The sequence below is a fragment of the Mucilaginibacter sp. genome (assembly GCF_039925265.1).
Classification (GTDB): Bacteria; Bacteroidota; Bacteroidia; order Sphingobacteriales; family Sphingobacteriaceae; genus Mucilaginibacter.
Genome location: NZ_JBDSZG010000038.1, coordinates 16,094 through 39,652 on the forward strand (window position 1 = coordinate 16,094; position 23,559 = coordinate 39,652).

Sequence of the window (23,559 nt, forward strand, 5' to 3'; positions counted from 1 at the left end):
CGATAATTATTAAGTTGCTGATAGTTAATTAGTTTGCATTTGCCTTGAATCATAAATATGCTTATATATTAGTACGCCGCTAATATATTTTAATGGTAACCAATTTACCTGCGTTTGTTTCTTTGCAATATTACCGTGCCAGCAAGCTTTTTTTGAGACTGTTGGCTGGTTTTGTATTGATCTTTTTTTCTCAAAGCTCGTTTTCGCAGAACATCATTCCCCGGTTTGAAACAATTGGCGTAAACGACGGGCTTTCGCAAAGTTCGGCCTATACTGTTTACCAGGATAAAAAAGGTTTTATGTGGATTGGTACCGCCGATGGGCTGAACCGCTTCGATGGACATTCTATTAAAGTATTTAAGGTAAAGGATAATGCAGTTGCCAACTCCAATTACGTGCGTGGCACACTTTGCGAAGATAAGGCCGGTAATATTTGGTACACCAACGAAACCGGCGTTTTTTGCCTCGATGTTGCCAAAGAAACGCTCACCCGCCGCCATGTATTAACCCAGGATTACCAGGCATGCGGTGTTTTTATAGACGGGCAGGATAACTTTTGGATGTTATGCCTTAACGGTGTAGCATGCTTCGATATTAAAACCGGAAAATGGCGGCGCTATGATTACCAATTTATCCTCAACGATAAAAACGCTACCGGCTTTAGGTACGCCACCGACCAGGGCAATAATATTTGGTTTAAGGTAAACGGCTTTGGCATTTATCATTTCAACACAAAAACGCAGCAGTTTAAGCATACAATGGTTAATATGCCCATAGCCTGCCTTAATTATAACAGGGGGAATATTTACTACTGGTGCAATAATACCCTTTATACGGCAGATGCATCGCTAAAAACCATCAGCAAAAAGCATTTTGCTATTGCAGATAAAGTGGATGTAGTGGTGGATATTTTACCCGACAAATACGGGCGCATCTGGTTCACCACCTCAAACTCGGGCTTGCTTTGCTATAACAAGGCCACGGGCAAAATGGATATGTTCCGGCGCGATAATGCCCGGCAAAAATCATTGGCTTTTGATATTACGCGTTGCCTTTATATAGACAGGTTTGACAACCTGTGGATAGGCACCGATGGCGGCGGGGTAAGCCGGCTGGATTTGAAACCCGCCAAGTTTAACATCTTCCCCCTGAATGAGGGCGATTATGCTTTTTTGAATAATTATTTCATCAAATGCTTTTATGAAGATGAGCGTGGCCGGATCTGGTTTGGCACACAGGATAACGGGTTGAATATATTTAACCCGCAGGATCGTAGCGTTAAAAACTACCCGGCTAATAACGATCCCCGCAAGGGTATTTCGGGCTCGGTTTCGGCAATTTTTAGGGATGCTGATAACGATTTTTGGATCGGCGGCAGCATGGGCATTTATAAATTTAACGAGCGCCTTGGAACCTTCAACGCCGCGGATATCTCGGCTATGCCAACCCAATACCTGCGCCCCAATAATAATTTCGTTATTAAATTTAAGCAGCTAAAAAATGGTGATGTATTGGTTGCTACCTGTCTGGGTCTTTATCGCATGAAAAAAGGTGCTGCCGGAAATTATAAGGTTGCCAATATTATAGATGAAAAACTGCAGGGCCTAACCCTCGATTTTGTAGAAATGGCCGATAGCAGCCTGTATGTAGCCGTACCCGGGCTGGCACTCTATCATTATAAACAGAAAGGCGACGATTACATTTACCAGGGGGCCTATTGTAAGGGGCTGGATTTGAGAAGCCTGCACGAAGATGAGCGTGACGTTAATAAAATATGGGTATCATCGGGCGTTGGGCTGATAGCATTTAACATCCGGTTGAAAACATCAGTTACCTATAAAACCACAAACGGGTTGGCCAACGATTATGTTTACGGTGTGCTGGAAGATAAAAAGCATAATTTGTGGCTAAGTACCAATGGGGGTCTAAGCTATTTCGACCGTGAAAAAAATACCTTTCAAAACTACACCGTAAGTGATGGGCTGCAAAGCAACGAGTTTAATACCGCGGCATTTTATAAAAGCCAAAAAGGCACCATGTATTTTGGCGGGATAAAAGGTTTCAACTGGTTTAACCCCGAAACGCTATACAGCGGCAAGCACAAACCGGGCGTGGCTATCACCAGTGTTTTGGTTGATGATATGCCTTTTATGAACCAAACGGGGTTGGTTAATCCGAAGGACATTAGCCTCGCTTACGATAAAAACAGCCTTTCTTTTTCGTTCGCAGCGCTGGATTATACCATGCCATCGGCCAACAAAATTGCCTACATGCTTACCGGCTTGGAGAATAAATGGGTTGTCACCACCAATAAAAATGTACGCTACGCCAAACTGCTGCCCGGGCATTACCAATTTTTGGTAAAGGCCAGTAATGGCGATGGTATGTGGAGCAATGTGCAATCTGTCCAGATCGATATTATGGCACCGTTTTGGCAACGACCCTGGTTTTACGTGGCGGTGTCGCTATGCGTTGCCGGTTTGCTCATCTATATCACCTTTGCATTATCGCAGGTGAAGATAAAACGCAGGCTTCGCATATTAGAGAGGCGACACGCAATTGATGCCGAGCGTAACCGCATAAGCCGTGATATGCACGATGAAATAGGCAGCGGGCTCACCCATATAGCCCTGTTGAGCGAACTGATACAAACCCAACATAAAACGGATGCAGCGGTAAAGAATGATGTGGGTAATATCTCAGCATCGGCGCGTAAGCTGATCACCAATATGAGCGAGATTATTTGGGCGCTAAACCCGCAGAACGATTCGCTGGAGAACCTGCTGGCTTACACCCGCGAACAAATGCAGCAGCATTTTGAACCTTTTGATATGATGCTGCAAATTGATTTTGCCGATACCGTACCCGATATCCCGCTCACCAACGAGCAGCGCCGTAATTTATACCTCGTAACCAAAGAGGCACTGAACAACGCGATGAAACACGCCCGGGCAACACAGGTGAAACTATCGGTAGAAATTGTAGCCAACAAAATTGTTTTTACCGTGGCCGATAATGGTTGCGGGCTGCCCGATGGTGCAAATAAACCCAATTGCAATGGCCTTAAAAATATGCGAAAAAGGATGGAAGATATAGGCGGAAACATGGCCATTGAGAATAACCAACACGGGCTTACGGTGCGCTATACGCTAAACGCCTGAACGCAAAATACTACTTTTTTACAACGCCAATGCCCGTTTTTAATATTTAGCTTTATAAGGCCATGACCCCGATCATCATTATAGAAGACGACGAAAAAATACGCAACTACCTGGGCGCGCTGCTTGCGGGCTCGGGCGAGTTTAATTTAAACGCGTCGTTTGTGAGCGCGGAGGAAGCTATGGAGTTTTTCCAGTGTGGCTTAGGCGATCCGGTGGAGATAGTGCTGACAGATCTGCAACTGCCCGGGATGGCTGGCAGCGAATTTATAAGCTGGCTTAAGCCCCTGCGGCCCGATATACAGATAATGGTTTTGAGCGCCTATGATGATGCCGACCATGTATTTAAAGCCTTGCAGGCCGGCGCAACGGGCTATGTGCTTAAAAATACGCCGTCTACAAAACTGGTAGAATCTATCATCGACCTGCGCAAAGGCGGCAGCCCCATGAGTAGCCAGATAGCCCGTAAAGTGGTGATGGCCTTTCAGCAACAGGTGCCTTATGTAGACGCGAAAGAAAGCCTGAGCGACCGTGAAAACGAAGTGCTGCTTTGGCTGAGCAAGGGCTTTAGCTACCAGGAAATTGCCGACAAGCTGTTTATATCTATTGATACCGTACGCACCCACATCCGCAATACTTACGAGAAACTGCACGTGCGCAATAAGAAAGAAGCCCTGCGCAAAACGGGTTACCGCTAATAGTCTGATTACTACTTATATCACATTTTTTATGCTTTAGTCCGGAGGTATTTTTACATACCTAATTTATGGACAGCATGAAAAGAATTTTACTAATAACCTTTACGCTTGTACTTTCAACCCTTATCATCAGCGCGCAGGAAACCGTGCAGGATCTTTCTAAGAAAGCCGGCAAGGGTTTCCTGCTTAGCGCGGCAAATACCGATGGTACCTATACCATCACCTACAAAATCCCCGGCGATAAAAAGAAGAACGAGATTTTTTACGAAACCTATCAGTTTGACAGCAACCTCAAGTTTGTTAAGAATGAGGAAATTTCCGAACCGAAGGTCTCCGCAGAGGATATGCCCGATAAAACCGTAAGTGGCTTTTACGCCTCGGTAGGCGGGTGCAGCTCTTTCGATATCCTCAGTATGAAGCTGAAGTTCACCAAATACAGCGATCTTAAAACCTGGGATTACGGTAAACAGCGGTATGTATTTAAAAAAGGTATCACATCAGAAGTTATCAAGCCAAAAAATGGTAACGACAAATATTATGGTTTTGCCGCCTTTAACAGTACGGTAGACGAAAGCCTGTTTGTACTGGCCGGGCTGGATAGTAAGGCACATAAGGATGGGACCGATTTTTTTGTACTTGGTGTAAACGCCGATCTGGAGATCACTACTAAACCCGTTGATGTAAGCGGCTCACAATCGTTAGTGTATTCGCACCAGTTAGATAACGGCGACATCGTGCTGGTATTTGCCCCTCAGAAAGGGGAGCCGGATATCACGGCTTACACTTACCTTAAATATTCTGATAAAGGCGAAGTAAAAAACAAGGTGATATTTAAAAGCCCCTCACCAAACCTGCTGATACAGGATGTGAGTGAGGATAACGGCTCGGTGTTTTTCTGCGCTACTTCAACAAAATCAAAAGAAGCTTATGGCGAGGTGTTTGAAAACTATGCGGCATCTATTGTAAACCCCTGCTTTACAGAGGGCAAGAATAAGCTTGATTTTAAATGGCAAAAAAAATCGGGCGAGAAGATGGAAAGCTTCCACCTGCTGAAGTTTACCGATAGCAGGCTTGATTTTGCCTCCACCGCCGCCATCAGCGATTTTAAAGCAAAGTTTAAAACAGCCCCCGGTGATAAAGGTGCCGAGCCATACAAAGGCGGCAAGTTTACGGTCCAGCAGTTTAAAGTAACCCCGCAGGGCGAATACCTCATAGCCGGGCAACTGAACGACCACACCAACCTTGGCCTGGGCAACCCGGTTAATACCTATGAGGATGTAGTTTGCCTGCATTTTGACCAGGCAGGGCAACTGAAAGCCCAATACGGTGTTGGCAAACTAAACAACGACAAAAAGAGCGAGATCTTCCCGATGGTACAAAAGTTTGTGCTCTCTAAAGACGGGCAATCCCTGTACTGGATAATTATGGAGGTAAAGGGCTTTAAAGGGTACGAGGATTTCTTTGCAGCCTATGCTGGTAACGCTACCTATTTTCCACGGTATTATCCACGCATAGCCAAATTCAATCTTGCAAGTTCAAGCATAGGTGCCTTCAGCGTGCTTGGCAACGAGAAATTCTATGTTACCAAAAACTTTACCCCGATAGCCAATAAAGGCGAAAATAGCTATGTGTTTATAGGCAGCGATGAGGATTATAAAAAGCTGTGGGTAACTAAATACATGTTTCAGTAAAATATCGCAAATAATATCCATTAACCAAATCCCAAACCATTATGAAAAAATTACTACTCTTCTCCGCGTTCCTTGCCTTTGCATTAACAGCCAAAAGCCAGTCGGAAGCTTACAAATCATTTAAGGTTGATATCAGCCTGGGCTACGCTATACCGGCGGAAAGCAACGGTACTAAAGGCGGCGTTTCCTTCACTATTCATCCGCACTACCGCGTTAGCGACGACCTCGCGCTCGGCTTGCGTTTAGAGGGTGCCGCCCTAAGCTACAATACCAGCGGTAGCGATACCAAGATCTCTGTGCTGGCCTCATACGCTGCCACCGGCGAGTTTTATTTAGCCGATGGAGGTATCAGGCCGTTTATTGGCGCAGGCGCAGGGCTTTTCACCCGGGCATCAATCGATGTAGGCTCGGGCAGCAGCACCGTAACGGTACCAAGCGCTACAAAATTTGGCTTTTTCCCTACCGTGGGTATCGAGGCCGGGCACTTGCGCCTGAATGCCGACTACAATATCCTGCCGGATAAAGGCGGATACTTTGCCTTTAAAATTGGCTTCTTCTTAGGGGGCGGTAAAAAATAAATATCATACAAAAAGCAACTACCATGAAAAAACTATCCATACTGTTTTTTGCCGCGGCCACCCTGTTCATTTACACAGGTTGTGGAAAATCCGGCTCGAACAAAGATCCCGACTACACCTGTGCTACCTGTACCACCACGCCCGAAGCCAAAGTGGCAAACGATGCCAGCTTTAAAGGCGTGTACAAGGGGGTGCTTATCGGTTCTACCGGTACCATTAAGTTTGATGTAAATAACTCGGGTACAACCATCACAGCCACCATGACGATTGATGGCATAACCACCACCTTAACGGCAACCGTAATTGCGCAAAGCGGCCAAAACCCCGCTTACGTATCTGATTTTACCGGCACCTTAAACGGGCAGCCTGTAACCATCAAATTTTCGGTGGGAGCGGGCGGGCAAAACCCGGTAGTTGTATCGGCAACTGTGCCGGGTCACACGGGCATTACTTTTGTACTGGCAAAAGAAACGTCAACTGCGCTGATTGAAGCGTTTGAAGGAACTTACGAAACCACCAAACCAGAAAGCGGTACATTCAACATTATCTTATCCCGTAAACTGGCTTTGTGGGGCGCCTTAGCGCGTAAAAATGGTAGCACCGAAGTTGATAATGATGCCAATGGTACCATATCCGGTGATAACCTGGTACGCGAAGGTATAACTATCGCCACCATAGCAGGCGACGCGCTTGCCGGAGAATTTACCGATGGTAATAATAAAAAGGTGACGTTAAAAGGTAAACGCACTTTATAAAGATCGTTAATTCACCCCGGGGGCGTGAATTAACATGCGAAACTCTTGTGCTTAGGCGCAAGAGTTTTTTTATTGGGTAGACCCCAGGGGATCGTCTAATGGCTTAAGGGTGTCTTGTCCCGTTGGCTTCAGTACTTTGATTTGTTTTAGCGAAATGATCGCCTTTTTCCATTCCTTGCGCTGCTTCATAGCGGTTTGCGATGTATCGGCGTTTTTGTAGTAGTTAACAATGCTGCGCTGCAGCTGCGGGGTTATGTTCTTATAGTTTTGTTCCTGTAGCTTTATCAGCAGTTTATCGTAAGTGTTATCCGCCAGCGGGTATTCGCCAAGGGCAGAGGGCTTACCTGTGTCAAAATCCATATCGGCAAGGTCAAGCTTTTTTTCATCAACCTGTTTTAAGGCAATAGCATACTTGGTTGTAATGGTATCAAAACTATTGGCAAACAACTTTTCTCCGGCCTTGCCCGGCGACACATATTTCAGCGTTTTTAAGGGGCCAATTTTAGGCAGTATCCTGATAAGAAAAACGATCACCCGTGAAAAGAATTTAGATTCCTGGTGCTCTTTGCCATACTCCAGCCTAAACGATTTTTTACTCATTTTATACTGGAATTTTTTGGCTGTCATCCCCGGCGTCATTTTCAGGATAGTATCCTTATTAGCATTAAAGGCCGATTTGGTAAGCACCGGGAATAAATTGCGGATACCCCAGCGAAGGGTGTTTATGCTGCCATTGATGTTGGAGAATATGCTGCCAAGCTCTTGTCCGTAGGTTTCATAGAAGGCCTTTTCCAATACCGGTACAGAAATGTTAAACCCAATAAAATCGTGGTAGCCTTCTGATGTATAGGTGCCACGGCCGGTTTGCAGTACATCGTAGGAGAACTCCATGCGGCTGTGCGATTTATGGTCGTCGTTATAAGTAACCACATCACCAAACTTTTTTTGCAACTTGGGATAAATAAGGGGGATATTACGGTTAGTTGCCAGCGAATGCCCATACCGATCGGCCATGTAATGCGATAACGCGCCCAGCGCGAAGGAGTATTCATTGGCATTTTGAGCATCTTTTATCAGTGCTTCCACAAAATCGCCACTGCGTACGTAGTGCAGCAGATCGGTAAAAAAGCCGTTGCCGAATGGCATGTAACCCATATCTGCCACCATGGCACCGCCATAAGCGTAGGAGTGGGCCATTTTTATTTGGGCGCCGGTTAGGTTGGGGTATTTTTTTTGGATAAGGGGGAGTATGGACGATTTCCACGAAGCATCAATGATGGCCTCATGCGCCAGTATGGAATACGCTTTGGACGATAGCGTACCTAAAAGCAGCGTGAAAGCTACCAGTAAGGTCTTAAGGACGGGGGGACGGCTTATAAGGTTCAATTTACTCAGATTTGAAATAATGATAGGTAATAAACAAGGTGCCCGTAAAAAAGTTTTAAATCTGGTATGAGCAGGTATAATGTTAAAATAAATAAAACAACCCTGCCTTTTTAAAAGCAGGGTTGGCAGGGAAATCGCTTTTAAAACAGGAGGCGCCTACGGAGCCAAAAAAACATTTTGAATGATGCTATAAACACGAAGTTCCTACGGAACTGAGACCCATTGGCTATAACTCCGGAGGAGTAACCTGTTTATAGAGATAATTAGGCAAAGAAATTGGCTCCGGAGGTGCCCCCTGTTAACCATCAGATTTTAAAAGCAATTTCCTTGGCAGAGTTGGCAAATCGTGTCAATCTTGAAATCGTTAAATCGTGTTTATCTCTAAATCGTGTTTATCGGCGCTCGTTGTAAACCCCAAATTCGGCTATAGATATCTGGTGGTCTGCTTTATCTATCCAAACCCTAACCTTGTTGCCATAAACTTTGGCAAAGCGGTTCACTTTTACGCGGTTGGTGTTTTGGGTGGTTAAAATAGGTTTCCAAACACCGTTTTGCATATATTCTAAATGGTAATTGCTGATGTTGGGTTTTTGCTCGGTAATGGTAATGGTGTTAAAATCGGTATTGTGGCCAAAGTCTATCTCGTACCAGGGTTTCTCCACTTTGGCGTTGGATGTCCAGTTGGTGGTAAAATCATCATCATTGGCAAAATCCATAATATTCATATCATCACTCCAGCTCGAATTGGAAACTTTGTGTTTGGCAAGGTTAGAGGAGATAATGGGCTCGCCGGTTGGTGCCAGTTTTGGCGCGGGGCCGTCGTTTTTCCAAAGGTCGCCTATTTGTTTAAGGGCAGCCAGGGCGTTATCATCTATCAACCCATCGCGGTTTGGCGCAACGTTCAATATGAAATTACAATCCACTTTGTTTAGCGGGATGATATCATCATTCACCAGCTTGGCCGGTTTTTTTACAGGCGTTGCAGGAAAATCCGTTTTCCAGAACCAGGCACTGTTGATGGGCAGGCAAGCCAGGGCAGGCATACGGTTGGTTTCTTTTGATATGCGCTGCCCGGCACCCATTTCGTAGGTTTTAATATCGGTATAGTACAAACCTTCGGCAGGGTATTTAGCGCCGTTAAGGTCCATAATAACGCAATTGGGCTGTAGCGATTTTACCAGGTGATAGATATCCTCAAAGTTGATATCATCGTAAGTGATCCTGCTCCATGGCGCGTCCCAGCCATCGATGATCAGCGCTTCCACCTTGCCGTAATTGGTAAGGAGTTCGGTTATCTGCGCCTTCACCATCTCAAAATGTTTTGGGGTGATGCTATTTGGACGCAGGCGGTGATGGGTATCAAGGATGGAGTAGTAAAGCATCACCTTTAGGCCGTTGGCGCGGAAGGCATCCACAAATTCGCGAACCACGTCGCGTTTTAGCGGGCTGTTCATTACGTTATAGTCGGTGGTTTTGGTATCCCAGATGCAGAAACCGCTATGGTGCTTGGTGGTTAGGCAGCCATAAGTCATATTGGCCGATTTTGCTGCTTTGGCCCATTGCGCCGGATTTAGTTTTTTTGGGTTGAACAGGGCAGGTGATGCATCCGGGTCTGGCCAGTCGGCATCGTTATAGGTAGGCATGTTATAGTGGATAAACATCCCAAATTTCAGGTCTACAAAGTTTTGCTGCAACTCGCTTAGCGGTTTTGTTTGTGCTGATGCGGCGGCTATAAAAATTACGAAGCTAAAAAGTACGAAGGAAATTCTTTTCATATCAGTAAAAGCAGAATTAATAAAGCCTAAACATACGGCTTTGCGTTTTTATTTGCGAGGCGTGTAGAAATTATTTGGAGAGTAGCAGCTCCAAAAATATCAAGTCGAGCCATTTATCAAACTTAAAGCCCACCTCTTTAAAATGTGCTACCTGCTCAAATCCGTGGGAACGGTGCAGGTGCAAACTGGCAAGGTTATCGCTATCCACACCGGCTATCAGCGCGTGCATGCCTGCTTCACGGGCATGGCTGATCAAGCATTCCAGCAATATTTTGCTGATTCCTTTGCCGCGGTGGTTTTTTTCTACATATAAAGAATGTTCCACTGTAAACCTGTAGCAGGGCCATGCCCTGAAGTGCCCGTAGGTGCCAAAGCCGGTGATAATACCATCTTCTTCTGTAACAATTATAGGGAAATCAGCGGCTTTGCGTTCGTTAAACCAGGCTTGGCGCATAGCGAGGGTATGCGGTTGTTCGCTGTAAACGGCGGTGGTGGTAAGGATAACGTCGTTGTAAATTTCCAATATGGCGGGAAGGTCGGCGGGTGTCATGTCCCGGATGATGTTGGCAGATGCGCTCATGGCGCAAAGATACCCAATAGCCGAAAAAACCAAAGGGCTGAGTAAATTTTACAATTCGTAAATGCAATCATGTTGCATTAGTATTATCTTTGCAGCATGAGATCATTAAAAATGGCCGCTAAACTTGATAATATAGGCATGACAGCTTCTACACTTTGCGCTATCCATTGCGCGGCCGTGCCTGTATTTTTCACCAGCCTGCCATTGGTGGGCCTGGGCTTTTTGGCCAACCCATGGGTAGAGTGGAGCATGATCATCGTTGCATTAATTGTTGGGGTAGTGTCTATAGCAGGTTCGTTTTTAAATTCGCATCATAGGGGATTGCCGCTCGTTTTATTGATAATAGGGTTTGTAACTATTATACTGGGCCATATCTTTACCAAAGGCTGGCTGGAAGCTATTATTGTGCCTGCCGGTGGTATCACTATCGCGATAGCGCATTTTGTAAATTACAAATACGCGGGTACCTGCAGTGCAGGGGATAGCTTTTTGCATGTTAAACATACCCACGAATAAGCATGGCACAGGGAAAAAATACTTATCAGTTTGAAGACCTGCTGGAGAAACACCAGCTGAAAAAGACGGGTGCGCGCCTGCGTGTGTTATCTATGATGTACGCTAAAAACACCGCCACCTCGCAACCCGACCTGGAGAGCGTAATGCACGATATCGACAGGGTTACGCTGTACCGCATCCTGAATGTGTTTGAAGAAAAAGGCATCATCCATAAAGTTTTCGATCTTAACGGTACCGCCAACTATGCGGTTTGTTCTTCTGGTTGCCATGAGCACCATCATCACGACGAGCACCTCCATTTTAATTGCACCGCCTGTAAAGGTGTGTTTTGTTTAAATGAACTGAGTTTGCCGGCCATTAACCTGCCCACTGGTTTTCAACCTACCGGCTTTACGCTTTATGCCTCGGGATTGTGCCCTAAGTGTAGTGGGGCCTCACCTAAATCCTCTCCAAAGGAGAGGACTTAAAGAAAAGTTGAGAACCCTCTCCAGAGGGAGAGGGCAGGGTGAGGCTATCTGTCTTGTGCCCAAAGTTCAGTAAAGAGCAGTAAGGTTGCAAATAGTGCGGCGGCGATTTTAATTCCTCCCCTGGGAGAGCAAAACACCTCAGAACACGGTGCTTATTAAATTTATGTATGGTGTTTCATAATAAAATTTTAGGATTTATGGTGACACCGTTACAGAAAAATATGTTAACCCGGCGCATTTTTAAATAATTGATTATCAAATTTTTATAAAATGTTTATTGGAATTGTGTTAACTTTTGTAAACCCTGATTCCAATGCAAGGATGTTTTATGTTTAGTAAAAGACGGCAAAAATGTTCAATGAACTGTATCCTTTGGGAGCGGTGCAGCGCTGAGCGCAAAGGCAGGGACGGGTTAGCCACTAAACTACCCCGTTTTGTAAAGCGGTGAAACCCTCCCGGCGCTCACACAAACCTATCACACCCTTTACAAACTCTTAACATATAATTAAACCTCAAAGGCGTAGGTTTTTTGGTTTTTGTTCGTATTTTACAACCTTATCATTACCTGCAGAAACCTCCTTTCTATGCCTTATTACCAGCACTATTCGTTCGACCTGTGGCTCACGCTCCTTAAATCTAACCCGGATTTTAAGGCGGAACGGGCAAAATATTTCCATAAAAACCACAACGCGCTGCATAAATCCGAAGAGGAGGTAGCCAAGATATTCCGCCAGGTAGACTTGATGGTAAACGCCGTAAACGAAAAAAGCGGCAAAAATATTGACGCAGACGAAATGTACCTGATGGTACTTAACTTTATACATGACAGTAACCTGGATTTGGATGAAGTAGATACGGACCATCTGCACCTAAAAATGGAGGAACTATTGTTTCAGTATCCGCCCGCGTTGTACAGCGGTGTAACATTTTCGTCTCTTCAGCATCTAAAACAAAACAGCGGGGGTACTTTTAGCTTGCTGAGTAATACAGGTTACATCACCGGGAAAACATTGAGAAAAGTATTGGCGTTGCATAAGCTGGATGATTTTTTTGATTTTCAGCTGTATTCAGATGAAGTGGGTATGTCGAAACCAAACAGGGAGTTCTTTAAACTGATGTTGAATAATATCGATATTTGCAGGCCCGGCAGGAGCGTGCCCTTAACTGATATTATCCACATTGGCGATAATCCCAAAAATGATATTGTACCCGCAACTGCCATCGGGATAGATAGCCTGCTGATCAATTCGAACAAAAAGACCATACTAAGCCTTATTAACTAATGAACACTACCTATTCATTACATCATATAAACGATGCCGAAAATTTTGGCTTTAACGCTGATGACTATAGCCGCTTTAAGTTTGGCGATGGCAGGGTGTCGAAATTATTTGGTACCGCATTGGCCGATGGATTTATAGGTCAACGATTGGCCGTAAACCCTATCCGCCAGCAAATTGTGGTGATATCAAGTCCGTATTCTTTTATTCCAACGGCCACCTTCGCCATGAAAAATTGGTTTGTTTACCGCTTGAATCACTGGTTGGCGGAGCACCATTTCCCGGTAGCGCAGGAGGCCAAGGTTCATCGTACCATTACTTATAAGGAGGATTACGGAGAGTTGGACGCCGAACAAAGGATGAAACTGATAGGTAACGACCAGTTTCATATCGATAAAGTTTTTTTAGAGGGTAAAACGCTGATATTCCTGGATGATATCCGCATTACCGGTAGTCACGAACGGATGATAATGAAAATGGTAGGCGAGTATGGCTTAACCAATGATATTTATATGCTTTATTTTGCCGAACTGGTAAATAAAAACATCCACCCTAACGTGGAGAATCATTTAAATTATCACCATGTAAAATCGGTATTTCATTTAAAGGATATAATAAAAGCCCCGGATTTCTGTATAAATACACGGATAGTAAAATACATCCTGAATTACGATTTTGATAGTTTTTGCGTTTTTATACAGGAGCAAAACAATACATTTACCGAGCAATTATATAACATGGCCTTAGGCAATGGTTACCATACCATCGAAGCTTACAGCCAAAACCTGAATCACATAAAAAAACGGTTACTTTTAGATAATTATAAATTAATAGAATATGGCAATTAGTCTTCAAAAGGGGCAGCGCGAAGCTATCGACGCTCCCAAATTTACTATAGGTTTAGGCTGGGATACCAACAGTTCATCAACAGGCGCAGCGTTCGATCTGGATGCTTCTATCTTCATCATGGGCGACAACAAAAAATTGGTATCCGATGAGTTCTTTGTATTTTATAACAACCTTAAATCTCCGGACGGTGCCGTAGAGCATACCGGCGATAACCTTACCGGCGCAGGCGATGGCGACGATGAGCAGATCAAAATTGACCTATCTAACATTGACCCCCGCGTAACCGAGATCTGCGTAGTGGTAACTATCCACGAAGCAGAAGCACGCCACCAGAATTTTGGCCAGGTGCGTAATTCGTTTATCCGTATTGCGGATGCTGGTACCGGTGCCGATATTTTGAAATACGAGCTGGAAGAAGACTTCTCTATAGAAACTGCTGTAGAATTTGGCCGTATTTACAAACGCGATAACAAATGGAAATTTGAAGCCGTAGGCGCCGGCATGAAAGGCGGCCTGCAGGATTATCTTAATAAATATAATTAAGTTTTTGAGTAGTGAGTGATGAGTTTTGAGTTGAAAATATAGCTAACACAAAACTTGTTATTTAAATCTTACAACTCAAAACATATAACCCAAAACTCATAACTAAAATGGCAATTAATCTTCAAAAAGGACAGCGAATCAGCCTCGAAAAAGCGGATGGTAACAAGCTGCAAAATATATGTGTAGGTATTAACTGGGGCGCTATTGAAAAGAAAGGCCTGTTTGGTTTCGGCAGTACTAAAGAAGCGGTTGACCTGGATGCCAGCTGCGCTTTGTACGATGATCAAAAAAGGCTTTTAGAGGTAGTTTACTTCGGTAACTTAAAATCTAAAGACCAATCGGTACGCCACAGCGGCGATGATTTAACCGGCGATATGGGCGGCGATGACGGCATAGACAACGAGGTGATCACGGTAGACTTTTCGCGCTTGAGCACAGCAGTAACCTACGTGGCATTTGTGCTGAACAGTTTCCGCGGGCAGGATTTTGGGGCGATACCTTTCGCATCTATCCGTATTTATGAGGGTACGCCAAAAAGGGTGACCGAGATTTTTGCCAAGTATGATATTGCCAACGGTGAGGGCTTTAAAGGGCACGTAAGTATGGTAATGGGCGTATTTTACAAAAAGAACGGCGAATGGAAATTCAACGCCATTGGCGAACCAACAAAAGATCGCAAACTGGAAGAAACCGTAAAAACGGTTACACAAAATTATTTATAAGCTGTAATCAGCATCAACAATAAGCAAAATGGAAACCAACCCAAGCAATAACGATTTGAATTTGAACATGCCGGATCTGAACCTGCCGCCACAAGCGCAGCCAGGTACTACGGTGCCCGTAAAACTGGCTAAAGATGGTACGGTAGACCTGAGTACCATTACCCCGGCCGAGGAAACAAAGTTTAAAGAAATTGCGAAGACTATCGACCCGAAGGACGTAAACTCGATACTAAACTACGGTACCGATGTGCAAAACTCGATGGAGCGTTACAGTAATACGTTCCTTACATCGGTACGTACGTACAACTCGGGCGAGGTGGGTACGTTGATAACCGATCTGCTTACCGAACTGAATTACATCGATGTAGATGAATTGAACCAAAACGCGTTAACCAGGTTTATCAGCAGTATCCCTTTCCTGAAAAAGATGGTGATGGATACCAAAAAACTGTTTGCCAAGTACGATACGGTGGTGAACAATATTGATAAGATAGTTAACAAAGTGAAAGCCGGGCGTGTAAACTCGCTTAAAGATAATGCCGCGCTGCAAACCATGTTTGATAGCAATGTTACCTACATCCACCAGATGGAAGAACTCATTATCTCGGGCCAACTGAAGTATAACGAATTGAATGTGGAACTTGCCGTAATGGATGGCAATCCATCTGCCTACGAAGATTACCAAATTGCCGACCTGCGCGATTTTGTGAACCGCCTGGATAAACGCCTCGCCGACCTGAAGGTGGTGCGCTTTATTATGATGCAATCGCTGGCGCAGATCCGCGTAGTGCAAAATAACAATACCACCATTGCCGAGAAGGCACAGTCGATAGTATCTACCACCATCCCGGTTTGGAAAAACCAGTTGACCATTGCTGTTGCGTTGAACAGGCAAAAAGAGAATGTGGAGATGCAGAAGAAAATATCAGACACAACGAACACCATTTTGCAAAAAAATGCCGATTTGCTAAAGCAAAACAGCATAGAAGTTGCACGGGAAAACGAAAAAACCGTAGTTTCGTTAGATACTTTAAAACGCACCACGGCTTCGCTGATAGAAACGCTTACCGAAGTGAAGCGCATACATGATGAAGGCACGCAAAACCGCAGGGTATTGAACACCGAATTGCAGAATTTGGAATCGGAACTGAAGAAGAACGTGGCCAATGTGAGTTAAATTAAGGAATCGATTTAATTGTACTCGCGGTTGCTCATAGCAAGGGGTTTCGGAATTTATACTTCCGAAATGTTGAAAAGAAGCCGTCATGCCGAATTTATTTCGGCACCCCATCCGCAAGTTGCCGACATGCTTATCGGTTAAACATATTGGCAACCTTTCCTTTGGATCCTGAAACAAGGATGACGGTCTTTTATGTTATTTTCGCAATGCAAACTAACTACGATATACTCGATTGGGCTGAAGCCAACGAACTGAAAACCCGTACGAACGGCGAGGTAGTAGAGAGCATTTATTTCAACCTAAGCACAGTTTACAAATTGAGCGATGGAACATATTTAGTAATGCCAATCAATCCGTTCGCAAAATGCCTGGCAACTAAGAACATGGTTTTGTTGGAAAAATGGCGAACAGATTGCTACTACCCTACAAACGAGAAAATCAACGCTTTTTACTTTGCAAACAAAGATAAATTTGAAAATCTGCCGCAGTTTCGAGAAGTGCTGATTAACGATTTGTTAAAGTATTTGGCTAAATATGAAAACGAATTAACGCAACCGCCAGAACTTGATGAGATATGCAAATTATTAAAAAAGAAAAAGGCATTTAATAAGTATAAGTTAAATTTCATTGTGCTGGTAGGTAATTATATTATCAATAAACATTCGGATGATAGACTTATGTGGGCAAAGCTTATAAACAAGCAATTGCTGAATCCGCTGATAACACTTGTGTTATTAGGAGTCGTAAATAACGAAGAGAGGTATTTCGATCTTCAAGAATTGGTTGATGGTAAATGGGGATATCGTGGGCTCCAGGGTATTGAGCACCGTTATTTATATCCACTGCGGAGGCCGGATGAAATTGTTTCCCTGCAAAAATTTACTGACTATGGTTGACATTTTTCCCTCCACCCCAACCTGGCAAAACATTGAGTTTTTTGATTTAGTGGACCACCTTTTTTCTATTTAAAATCTGATAAGTGCCTACGGTAGTATTTTTGTATTTTTACATTTTAAATGGAATTACTATTGATGGATGAAAACAGGATAAATATTTTAAATGAATCTACCCGTACCATCAGCAAATTGCAGTTGCTTACGGTTTTCTTTAATAACGATATCATTTATAAAATTTACCTGCGCACCCAAGTAATCCACCAGCTGTTTGCGACAAATCCCGATCTGGATATTAACAAACTGGAGATGTTTCATCTCCAGTTTACTGTTACGCTGATAGATCTGCTTAAAAAGATAAAGAAAAACAACGAGAGCCGTGCCGACCTGCTGCTGGATGAAGTTCAGCTAAATAGCGAACTGATAAACCGGATGGACGATACCGTTTTCAGTGAGAACGATTTTAATAATGATAAGCAGCGTCAGGCACTCAAAATGAGCCAATCGCTCAAAAAACTTTTCGAAGTGCTGTCGCAGGATCTGGAAGATTATCCCTTCGCCAAAAACATCAATCTTTTTAGCTCGCGCTATGCGCCCGACTACTTTGCGGAGATACCCGTAGAACTGCTTGATGAATTGCTGCGCTATAACCCGGCAGAGCTTTATACCGATAAATACGCCACCATACAGCGTAAGCTGATGGGTAAAATAAACAAGCACGGCTTTAAGATAGAATTTTATACAGGCTTAAAAACCGGCGACATTACCATAGAGGTTTATAAAATTACCGAAATAGAGCAGTATTTTTTATATTCACCATCTAACAACATCTTTTTGTTTTGCGACATCGCTAAAATTGGCAGCACCGCTACCGGCAGCAAGCTATCGAAAAAGGAACGCGTGATGCAGGAACTATTGGATAAGAACGTACGGCTGCAGAGCAGTGCAGGCGTAATGAAAACACACCTGCCTGCAGACGTGATAAGCCTGCTGGATGAAGATTATAAAAAAATTGCCGATGTTGATTTTATGCAACATATGAATAGCTTTGATGTGCAGGCCAACACCCTGAAAGCAATGCTGAATACCGACTTAATTTAATAAGAATATGGATATTTTACACACCCTGCTTGGGGAAGATATAAAAGCAGGTTTACTTATTGTACTGAACCTGATCGTTATCGAGAGCTTACTTTCGGTAGATAATGCCGCAGTGCTTGCCACTATGGTTATCGATCTGCCAAAGCATCAGCGCGCAAGGGCGCTGCGTTACGGTATCATCGGCGCTTATGTATTGCGCGGGGTATGCTTGTTTTTAGCAGCGTGGCTTGTAAAGATCTGGTGGTTAAAACCCCTGGGAGGGCTGTACCTGATGTATTTGGCGTTCGATTATTTTAAAGGTAAACTACAAGCCAAAGAAGCAGGTGAAGCCGAAAATGTAGATAAAGAACAAAACTGGTTATATAAATCAACCGTTGGGCTTATAGGTACTTTTTGGGCAACGGTTGCTTTGGTAGAACTGATGGACCTTGCCTTCTCAATAGACAACGTATTTGCCGCCGTTGCCTTTACCGATCACGTGTTTTTGATTTACACGGGTGTATTCATCGGGATACTGGCCATGCGTTTTGTAGCGCAGGCATTTGTAAAGCTGATGGAGAAATTTACCTTTTTGGAGACCGTTGCTTTTATAGTGATAGGGGTGTTGGGTATTAAACTTACATCGTCTTTATACATCCATTTCTATCCCGAAACAGGGTTCTCTAAATTTATGGAGGGCGAAACCGCAGATATAGCCGTATCGATATTCACGGTGGCTATCTTCCTTATACCTGTGATAACCTCTTTGCTGTTCAACTTTCCTAAAAAACATACGATAGAACCCGAAGTTGCCGAGGCTGCCGAAGACGTTTTAGATAAAAGCTAAATACCGGGTATGAATAAACTGATCGCGTCTATCTTCGGTATAGGGTATGCAAAGGGTGGGGGCACGCTTGCTGCTATTGTAACTTGTCCGCTTATATGGCTGATATGGAAGTGGGATATGCCGGGGGCATTGCTCGTTGTAACCATATTGATCACACTTTTAGGCATTTATGTAGGCAATAAGGTTGAACCTGAGTGGGGGAAAGACAGCTATCGCGTGGTGATAGACGAGGTGTCGGGCATGCTGGTGACCATGTTATTCATCCCCGCCAACCTTTATCTGCTTTTGGGTGGTCTGGTACTGTTCCGTTTTTTTGATATCTTAAAACCCCTTGGTATCCGTAAAATGGAAGCACTACCCGGCGGTACCGGTGTAATGATGGACGATGTACTGGCCGGCGTATACGGCAACATAGTGCTGCAGCTGGTGGTTTTTTTCTTTAAGTTTTAACTGACTGTCGGGTTACGCTACGAGGTTGTGGCTGGTACTCCCGGTATGAGGCAAACTGAACTCAGACCCGTATTATACACCGGTAATAACCATTATTATTTTATAAGAAATTACTTTGTAATTGCCAGGGGCAATGCTTTTAAAGCCCAAACTTGAAAGTATGGCAGATTTAATACTTCGAGAGAATGATTACAAGTGTGGTCATGAACAGAGGGTATCAGTTTAGGCAGTATAAGATGTCACTTATACAATAACTAACTCGATGCACTGTCTAACGGTAAAATTTTTAGATATAACTCCATAAGAGATGCTTCTGCCGGTTTTGTATTCTTCGGCAACCATTTGTAATTTGTTTTCAAGTTTTCTGCACAGTTCACCATCATCATCATAACCCATTGAATGTAGGAGAGTATCAGTTAATAAATTATAAGGCTTTGTGGCGGGTTTGCCACAAATAGTGAGTATATCGTGCTTAACTTGATTACTAATGTATACAATATCCATCTTGCCACTTTAACTAATGCTTTTATACGTAAAGATAAAAATTAAGTTAGCAAAAAATTACACGGTTTCTCCCTGGTTTGCGCTTTTTTTATTTATGGTTAATCAATCGATGATTGATTGCATAAAAGAACAGTAAATTTAGTTATTTAACTGTTTTGTTAATTAATAATTACGAAATGGTGCGAATGCTGTTTCCACCCGATTTTAAAAACACGTATAAGTACGCGGTTTTAAAAATGGATCTCAAAAAGGCCGAATTTGATGGCAAAAAGCACTAACCCAGCTGTATTCCTGCAGTTGGTTTTGATGATGAGGTTATTGCGGTGCCCCTCTACCGTGCGTACACTTAAATAAAGTTGATCCGCTATTTCGGCGTTATTAAACTCTTTACAGATGAGTTCCAGCACTTGTTTTTCGCGCTTGGTAAGCGCTATTTGTAAACCGCTTAATATGGTTTGCGAGTTGTTTCTGTGGTTCGCACTGTTGCGGATGGCATTCAATGCATCGTTATTAAAATAAAACCCCGTTTTATGCACCGTGTTAATGGCCAATATTAGTTCATCCTTATCGCAGTTTTTAGCCAGGTATGATGCAGCGCCGGCGTTTATCATTTTGGTGATAAGCGCCTCGTTTACATGTACCGATAGGATGATAACTTTTATGCTGGGGTATTGCTCATGCAGCGCTTTGTTTAGTTCAATGCCATTCATGCCCGGCATATCCATGTCTATTACGGCAACATTAACCTGGGGTATGGTGGTTTTAAGGGTATTCAGAAATTCCTGCCCGCCGGCGCTATCGGTAACAAGCGTAAATTCTTCTACCGAGTTGATAAGCAAAGCTAAACTCTGGCGGAATAGATTCTGATCGTCTACAATTGCAACACTTATCTTCTCCATGGTTGTGGTATAGGTTTTAAATTACAGGGTAATTTATATGAATATGAAAGCCCTCTCCCGGTTTGGTTGTAACATCGTAAGTGGCATTTATATTAAGCAGGCGGCTCTCAATATTTTGCATACCCATGCCTTTTTTTAATTGACTGGTGGAACCCGAAAGCCCCTTACCGTTGTCTTTGTAAGCAATTAACAATTTGCCCGGCGTACTGTTAAATTGTATATCGGCTTTACTTGCGCCCGAGTGTTTTATAGTGTTATTCATCAATTCTTCCAGTACGCGATACAGGGCGGTGGCGTTGGCCAGCGGAAGGTTCTCCAATATAGCATCAGCATCATTTACCACATTCACTGTCAGCTTACCCGATTGGTTAATGATATCGCTATGCTCATTGATAGCTGCAGCCAGGCCATAATAGCCCAATGTAGCCGGGGATAAATTATGCGATATGTGGCGCACATCTTTCACAATTTTATCGATCGTTAGCTTACCGGACTTTACGAAATTAAGGTACTGCTGGTCCTTATCATCAACGGGTTTAAACATTTCTATCAGTAGCCTTAAGCCAGATAGCGTAGTGCCTACATCGTCATGCAGGTCCTGCCCTATGCGTTTACGCTCTGTCTCCTGCGATTGGATAACCGCCCCCAATAGTTCTTTCTGGTGCGCAATTTCTGCCGCCTGAAATTGCTGGCGCTGCCTGAGCAGCCGGTTTTGGTTACGGATAGAAAAAAGGATGAACGATACCACCAAAATGAAGGCACCGCACATGCCTAATATCATCTGGATGTAGATATTGTCTGTTGTGCCCTGCATTTGTGAAATCCTATTGCAAATAAAATGTATTCTATAACTAAAATGGTAGCGTTTAAAGTCCAGATAACGTACGTCATGATATCGTCTCTTGTTAAGTTATCAAAAAAGATGAACATGAATAACGAACTGCCATAATACAATAAAAGTCCGGCTACTACCCAGTTGCTGGCGTGGTCGGCCCAGCGGCTGTCCAGGTCGCTATTATTTTTAGCGAAGAACAACATGCATAAAATAATAAGGATAATGGCATCTACGGACCGTGCATTGCTATCCATTTTCATCATGCTTTCTATAAAAACCGTATTAAGCACGCAAAAAACGGCGAACACAACAATAAGCGCATACAGGATATTTCGGATACGCTTGTTATAAAACTCCGAAAAAAAGGCCGCAATGAAGCCGAATTCAAATGGGGTATAAATATGGTATATACCGGTTGTACGCATATGGTAACCACGTGCCATTACACTGGCTATGGTATTCATCACAGCCGAAAAAATGATAAAAGCTAAAATTATTTTAAAAGCCCGGGTTAAACTCCGATAGTTGATAAAGGCGTAGGCGATGGGGATAAGTACTGTGGCCGGGACGATGAATGTTGTATATATATAAAACAGCATTTGCTAAAAAGTTTATAAGCCTTAAAGGTATTAAAGCTTATAAACTTCTGAAGAGTAAATTGCAATTAACTATCTAACGTAGGGCCGCCACCCGTTGGGCAAACCGGCGGGCACGCGGTTACCAGGTCAACAGTGCCGGGGCGATCCTCGCCGCCGTTTTCGCCAGGAAGGGTAAGTACTTCTTCGCCATTAACTACCGACACGATAACCAGTTTAGCAGTCAACGGGTCTGTTTCGTCTTCCATCCCTATATATGCTCTTACACCCTCGGCATTAGGGCTGTTTGCAAGCAAGGTGTTTATGGAAACGATAGGAATAAAAAAAGACCTGCCTTGAAATACGTCTTCGGAGTTTGAAAGATGCGTGCGCCAGTTTGCCGCCCAGGCTTTGGCGGTTTCTAAAGGGATGGTGCCGTCCGCGCTTTCGTTTGAATTGGTTGAGTTGCTCATGATAATTAGTTTAAAGTTAATATTAAGGGATAGGTTAATTTTCACGCAGCTATCAGTTACATAATTATACCCGATAGCAATACGCTTTTTATTGGCCGTTGTAGTTTGTAAATATATACTTCCTGTGGATATTGCTCATGAAATTTATCTGAATAGTGAGCGGGTTTGCACCTTAAATGTACAATGAACAAAATGAATAAAAGCGGAAGATATTAGTTGATAAGCACCAAAAAGCGTTGGTAGCCATGGCTATATCACCGGAGTTTTTATGAGTAAGCCGGTTAGCGCTCGTATGTAGTTTAGCTGGACTATGACATTTATATTTCTTGGCCTATTTAATTAACGGCTAAAGTGTTAAAATTTGAAACGTTAATTTTAACCATTAAAACGATAGAAATGCCAAGCCCTGAGATCACTTACCAACGCGAAGCCGCATTGGACCCCGAAGAATTTGTTGATGTACTAAAACGCAGCACGCTTGCCGAGCGCCGCCCTGTAGATGATATGGAAAGGATTAAGCTGATGTGCCAAAATGCCAATCTGTTTGTTACCGCCCGTATAGATGGCAAACTGATAGGTATAGCCCGTTCTTTAAGTGATTTTGCTTTTTGCACCTATATGTCAGATCTGGCCGTTGACCAGGCATACCAGCGCATGGGGATTGGTATTCGCCTGATAAAAGAAACCAAACGGCACACGCCAATTGCCAAACTCATACTGCTTGCTGCCCCTGCCGCGGTAGATTATTACCCAAAAACCGGAATGACCCGTTTTACCCACAGTTTTTTGCTGGATAATATTGATGATTTGAAAGTTTAAAGCACA

At 43.6% G+C, this 23,559-nt stretch carries 25 protein-coding genes; 17 read left to right on the forward strand and 8 right to left on the reverse strand.

Features of this window, described 5'->3' with window-relative positions; translation table 11 throughout:
- Positions 1-92 precede the first annotated feature (92 nt).
- The 5 genes from ABIX36_RS17440 (at position 93) to ABIX36_RS17460 (ending at position 6,880) form a co-directional block, all read left to right on the forward strand.
- Positions 93-3,161: a two-component regulator propeller domain-containing protein gene (locus ABIX36_RS17440; protein WP_348083450.1), complete on the forward strand. Its 3,069-nt coding sequence runs from the start codon at positions 93-95 to the stop codon at positions 3,159-3,161.
- 62 nt (positions 3,162-3,223) lie between these two features.
- Positions 3,224-3,856, forward strand: coding sequence for a response regulator transcription factor (locus tag ABIX36_RS17445; RefSeq protein ID WP_191187932.1), 633 nt, complete (start codon positions 3,224-3,226; stop codon positions 3,854-3,856).
- A gap of 77 nt (positions 3,857-3,933) precedes the next feature.
- Complete coding sequence (locus ABIX36_RS17450; protein WP_348083451.1) at positions 3,934-5,547, forward strand: hypothetical protein; 1,614 nt, start codon at positions 3,934-3,936, stop codon at positions 5,545-5,547.
- Positions 5,548-5,588: 41 nt separating this feature from the next.
- Entirely contained in the window at positions 5,589-6,125 is a 537-nt protein-coding gene (locus ABIX36_RS17455; protein ID WP_348083452.1) for a hypothetical protein, read from the forward strand.
- Between the two features lie 23 nt (positions 6,126-6,148).
- Entirely contained in the window at positions 6,149-6,880 is a 732-nt protein-coding gene (locus ABIX36_RS17460) for a hypothetical protein (RefSeq protein ID WP_348083453.1), read from the forward strand.
- A gap of 69 nt (positions 6,881-6,949) precedes the next feature.
- Here the strand turns inward: ABIX36_RS17460 and ABIX36_RS17465 are convergent, their stop codons facing one another.
- The 3 genes from ABIX36_RS17465 to ABIX36_RS17475 form a co-directional block, all read right to left on the reverse strand.
- Positions 6,950-8,266, reverse strand: coding sequence for a zinc dependent phospholipase C family protein (locus ABIX36_RS17465; protein ID WP_348083454.1), 1,317 nt, complete (start codon positions 8,264-8,266; stop codon positions 6,950-6,952).
- A 392-nt stretch (positions 8,267-8,658) separates the two neighbouring features.
- Positions 8,659-10,041: an alpha-L-fucosidase gene (locus tag ABIX36_RS17470; protein ID WP_348083455.1), complete on the reverse strand. Its 1,383-nt coding sequence runs from the start codon at positions 10,039-10,041 to the stop codon at positions 8,659-8,661.
- A 70-nt stretch (positions 10,042-10,111) separates the two neighbouring features.
- Positions 10,112-10,621: an N-acetyltransferase family protein gene (locus tag ABIX36_RS17475; RefSeq protein ID WP_348083456.1), complete on the reverse strand. Its 510-nt coding sequence runs from the start codon at positions 10,619-10,621 to the stop codon at positions 10,112-10,114.
- A 96-nt stretch (positions 10,622-10,717) separates the two neighbouring features.
- On the opposite strand from ABIX36_RS17475, the gene ABIX36_RS17480 reads away from it, so the two are divergent.
- The 11 genes from ABIX36_RS17480 to ABIX36_RS17530 all read left to right on the forward strand — a co-directional run bounded on the left by ABIX36_RS17480 (position 10,718) and on the right by ABIX36_RS17530 (position 19,448).
- Entirely contained in the window at positions 10,718-11,137 is a 420-nt protein-coding gene (locus tag ABIX36_RS17480) for a MerC domain-containing protein (RefSeq protein ID WP_348083457.1), read from the forward strand.
- A 2-nt stretch (positions 11,138-11,139) separates the two neighbouring features.
- Positions 11,140-11,604 (forward strand): transcriptional repressor, encoded by a 465-nt coding sequence (locus tag ABIX36_RS17485; RefSeq protein WP_348083458.1) that lies wholly within the window; start codon positions 11,140-11,142, stop codon positions 11,602-11,604.
- Between the two features lie 584 nt (positions 11,605-12,188).
- The gene (locus tag ABIX36_RS17490) at positions 12,189-12,887 is read left to right on the forward strand and encodes an HAD family hydrolase (RefSeq protein ID WP_348083459.1); all 699 of its coding nucleotides are present in this window, start codon (positions 12,189-12,191) and stop codon (positions 12,885-12,887) included.
- Complete coding sequence (locus tag ABIX36_RS17495) at positions 12,887-13,732, forward strand: phosphoribosyltransferase family protein (protein ID WP_348083460.1); 846 nt, start codon at positions 12,887-12,889, stop codon at positions 13,730-13,732. Before ABIX36_RS17490 ends, ABIX36_RS17495 begins: the two co-directional genes overlap by 1 nt.
- A complete protein-coding gene (locus tag ABIX36_RS17500) occupies positions 13,722-14,276 on the forward strand; it encodes a TerD family protein (RefSeq protein WP_348083461.1) in 555 nt (184 codons plus the stop codon). The genes ABIX36_RS17495 and ABIX36_RS17500 overlap by 11 nt, the downstream gene beginning before the upstream one ends.
- 107 nt (positions 14,277-14,383) lie before the next feature.
- Complete coding sequence (locus ABIX36_RS17505; protein ID WP_348083462.1) at positions 14,384-14,998, forward strand: TerD family protein; 615 nt, start codon at positions 14,384-14,386, stop codon at positions 14,996-14,998.
- A 28-nt stretch (positions 14,999-15,026) separates the two neighbouring features.
- On the forward strand, positions 15,027-16,175 hold the full coding sequence (locus tag ABIX36_RS17510; RefSeq protein WP_348083463.1) for a toxic anion resistance protein: 1,149 nt from the start codon (positions 15,027-15,029) through the stop codon (positions 16,173-16,175).
- A gap of 149 nt (positions 16,176-16,324) precedes the next feature.
- A complete protein-coding gene (locus tag ABIX36_RS17515; RefSeq protein WP_348083464.1) occupies positions 16,325-17,074 on the forward strand; it encodes a hypothetical protein in 750 nt (249 codons plus the stop codon).
- 120 nt (positions 17,075-17,194) lie between these two features.
- On the forward strand, positions 17,195-18,172 hold the full coding sequence (locus ABIX36_RS17520) for a hypothetical protein (RefSeq protein ID WP_348083465.1): 978 nt from the start codon (positions 17,195-17,197) through the stop codon (positions 18,170-18,172).
- Between the two features lie 7 nt (positions 18,173-18,179).
- Positions 18,180-18,998 (forward strand): TerC family protein, encoded by an 819-nt coding sequence (locus tag ABIX36_RS17525; protein ID WP_348083466.1) that lies wholly within the window; start codon positions 18,180-18,182, stop codon positions 18,996-18,998.
- 9 nt (positions 18,999-19,007) lie between these two features.
- On the forward strand, positions 19,008-19,448 hold the full coding sequence (locus ABIX36_RS17530) for a phosphatidylglycerophosphatase A (protein ID WP_348083467.1): 441 nt from the start codon (positions 19,008-19,010) through the stop codon (positions 19,446-19,448).
- Between the two features lie 243 nt (positions 19,449-19,691).
- Here ABIX36_RS17530 and ABIX36_RS17535 read toward each other — a convergent pair whose 3' ends face one another.
- The 5 genes from ABIX36_RS17535 to ABIX36_RS17555 form a co-directional block, all read right to left on the reverse strand.
- Positions 19,692-19,952, reverse strand: coding sequence for a hypothetical protein (locus ABIX36_RS17535; RefSeq protein WP_348083468.1), 261 nt, complete (start codon positions 19,950-19,952; stop codon positions 19,692-19,694).
- Between the two features lie 230 nt (positions 19,953-20,182).
- The gene (locus ABIX36_RS17540; RefSeq protein WP_348083469.1) at positions 20,183-20,851 is read right to left on the reverse strand and encodes a response regulator transcription factor; all 669 of its coding nucleotides are present in this window, start codon (positions 20,849-20,851) and stop codon (positions 20,183-20,185) included.
- 16 nt (positions 20,852-20,867) lie between these two features.
- On the reverse strand, positions 20,868-21,665 hold the full coding sequence (locus ABIX36_RS17545; protein ID WP_348083470.1) for a histidine kinase: 798 nt from the start codon (positions 21,663-21,665) through the stop codon (positions 20,868-20,870).
- Positions 21,629-22,285 (reverse strand): hypothetical protein, encoded by a 657-nt coding sequence (locus ABIX36_RS17550; RefSeq protein ID WP_348083471.1) that lies wholly within the window; start codon positions 22,283-22,285, stop codon positions 21,629-21,631. The genes ABIX36_RS17545 and ABIX36_RS17550 overlap by 37 nt, the downstream gene beginning before the upstream one ends.
- A 65-nt stretch (positions 22,286-22,350) precedes the next feature.
- Complete coding sequence (locus tag ABIX36_RS17555; RefSeq protein ID WP_348083472.1) at positions 22,351-22,734, reverse strand: hypothetical protein; 384 nt, start codon at positions 22,732-22,734, stop codon at positions 22,351-22,353.
- A 396-nt stretch (positions 22,735-23,130) separates the two neighbouring features.
- Here ABIX36_RS17555 and ABIX36_RS17560 point away from each other — a divergent pair, with 396 nt between their 5' ends.
- Complete coding sequence (locus ABIX36_RS17560) at positions 23,131-23,553, forward strand: GNAT family N-acetyltransferase (RefSeq protein WP_348083473.1); 423 nt, start codon at positions 23,131-23,133, stop codon at positions 23,551-23,553.
- Positions 23,554-23,559: the final 6 nt, after the last annotated feature.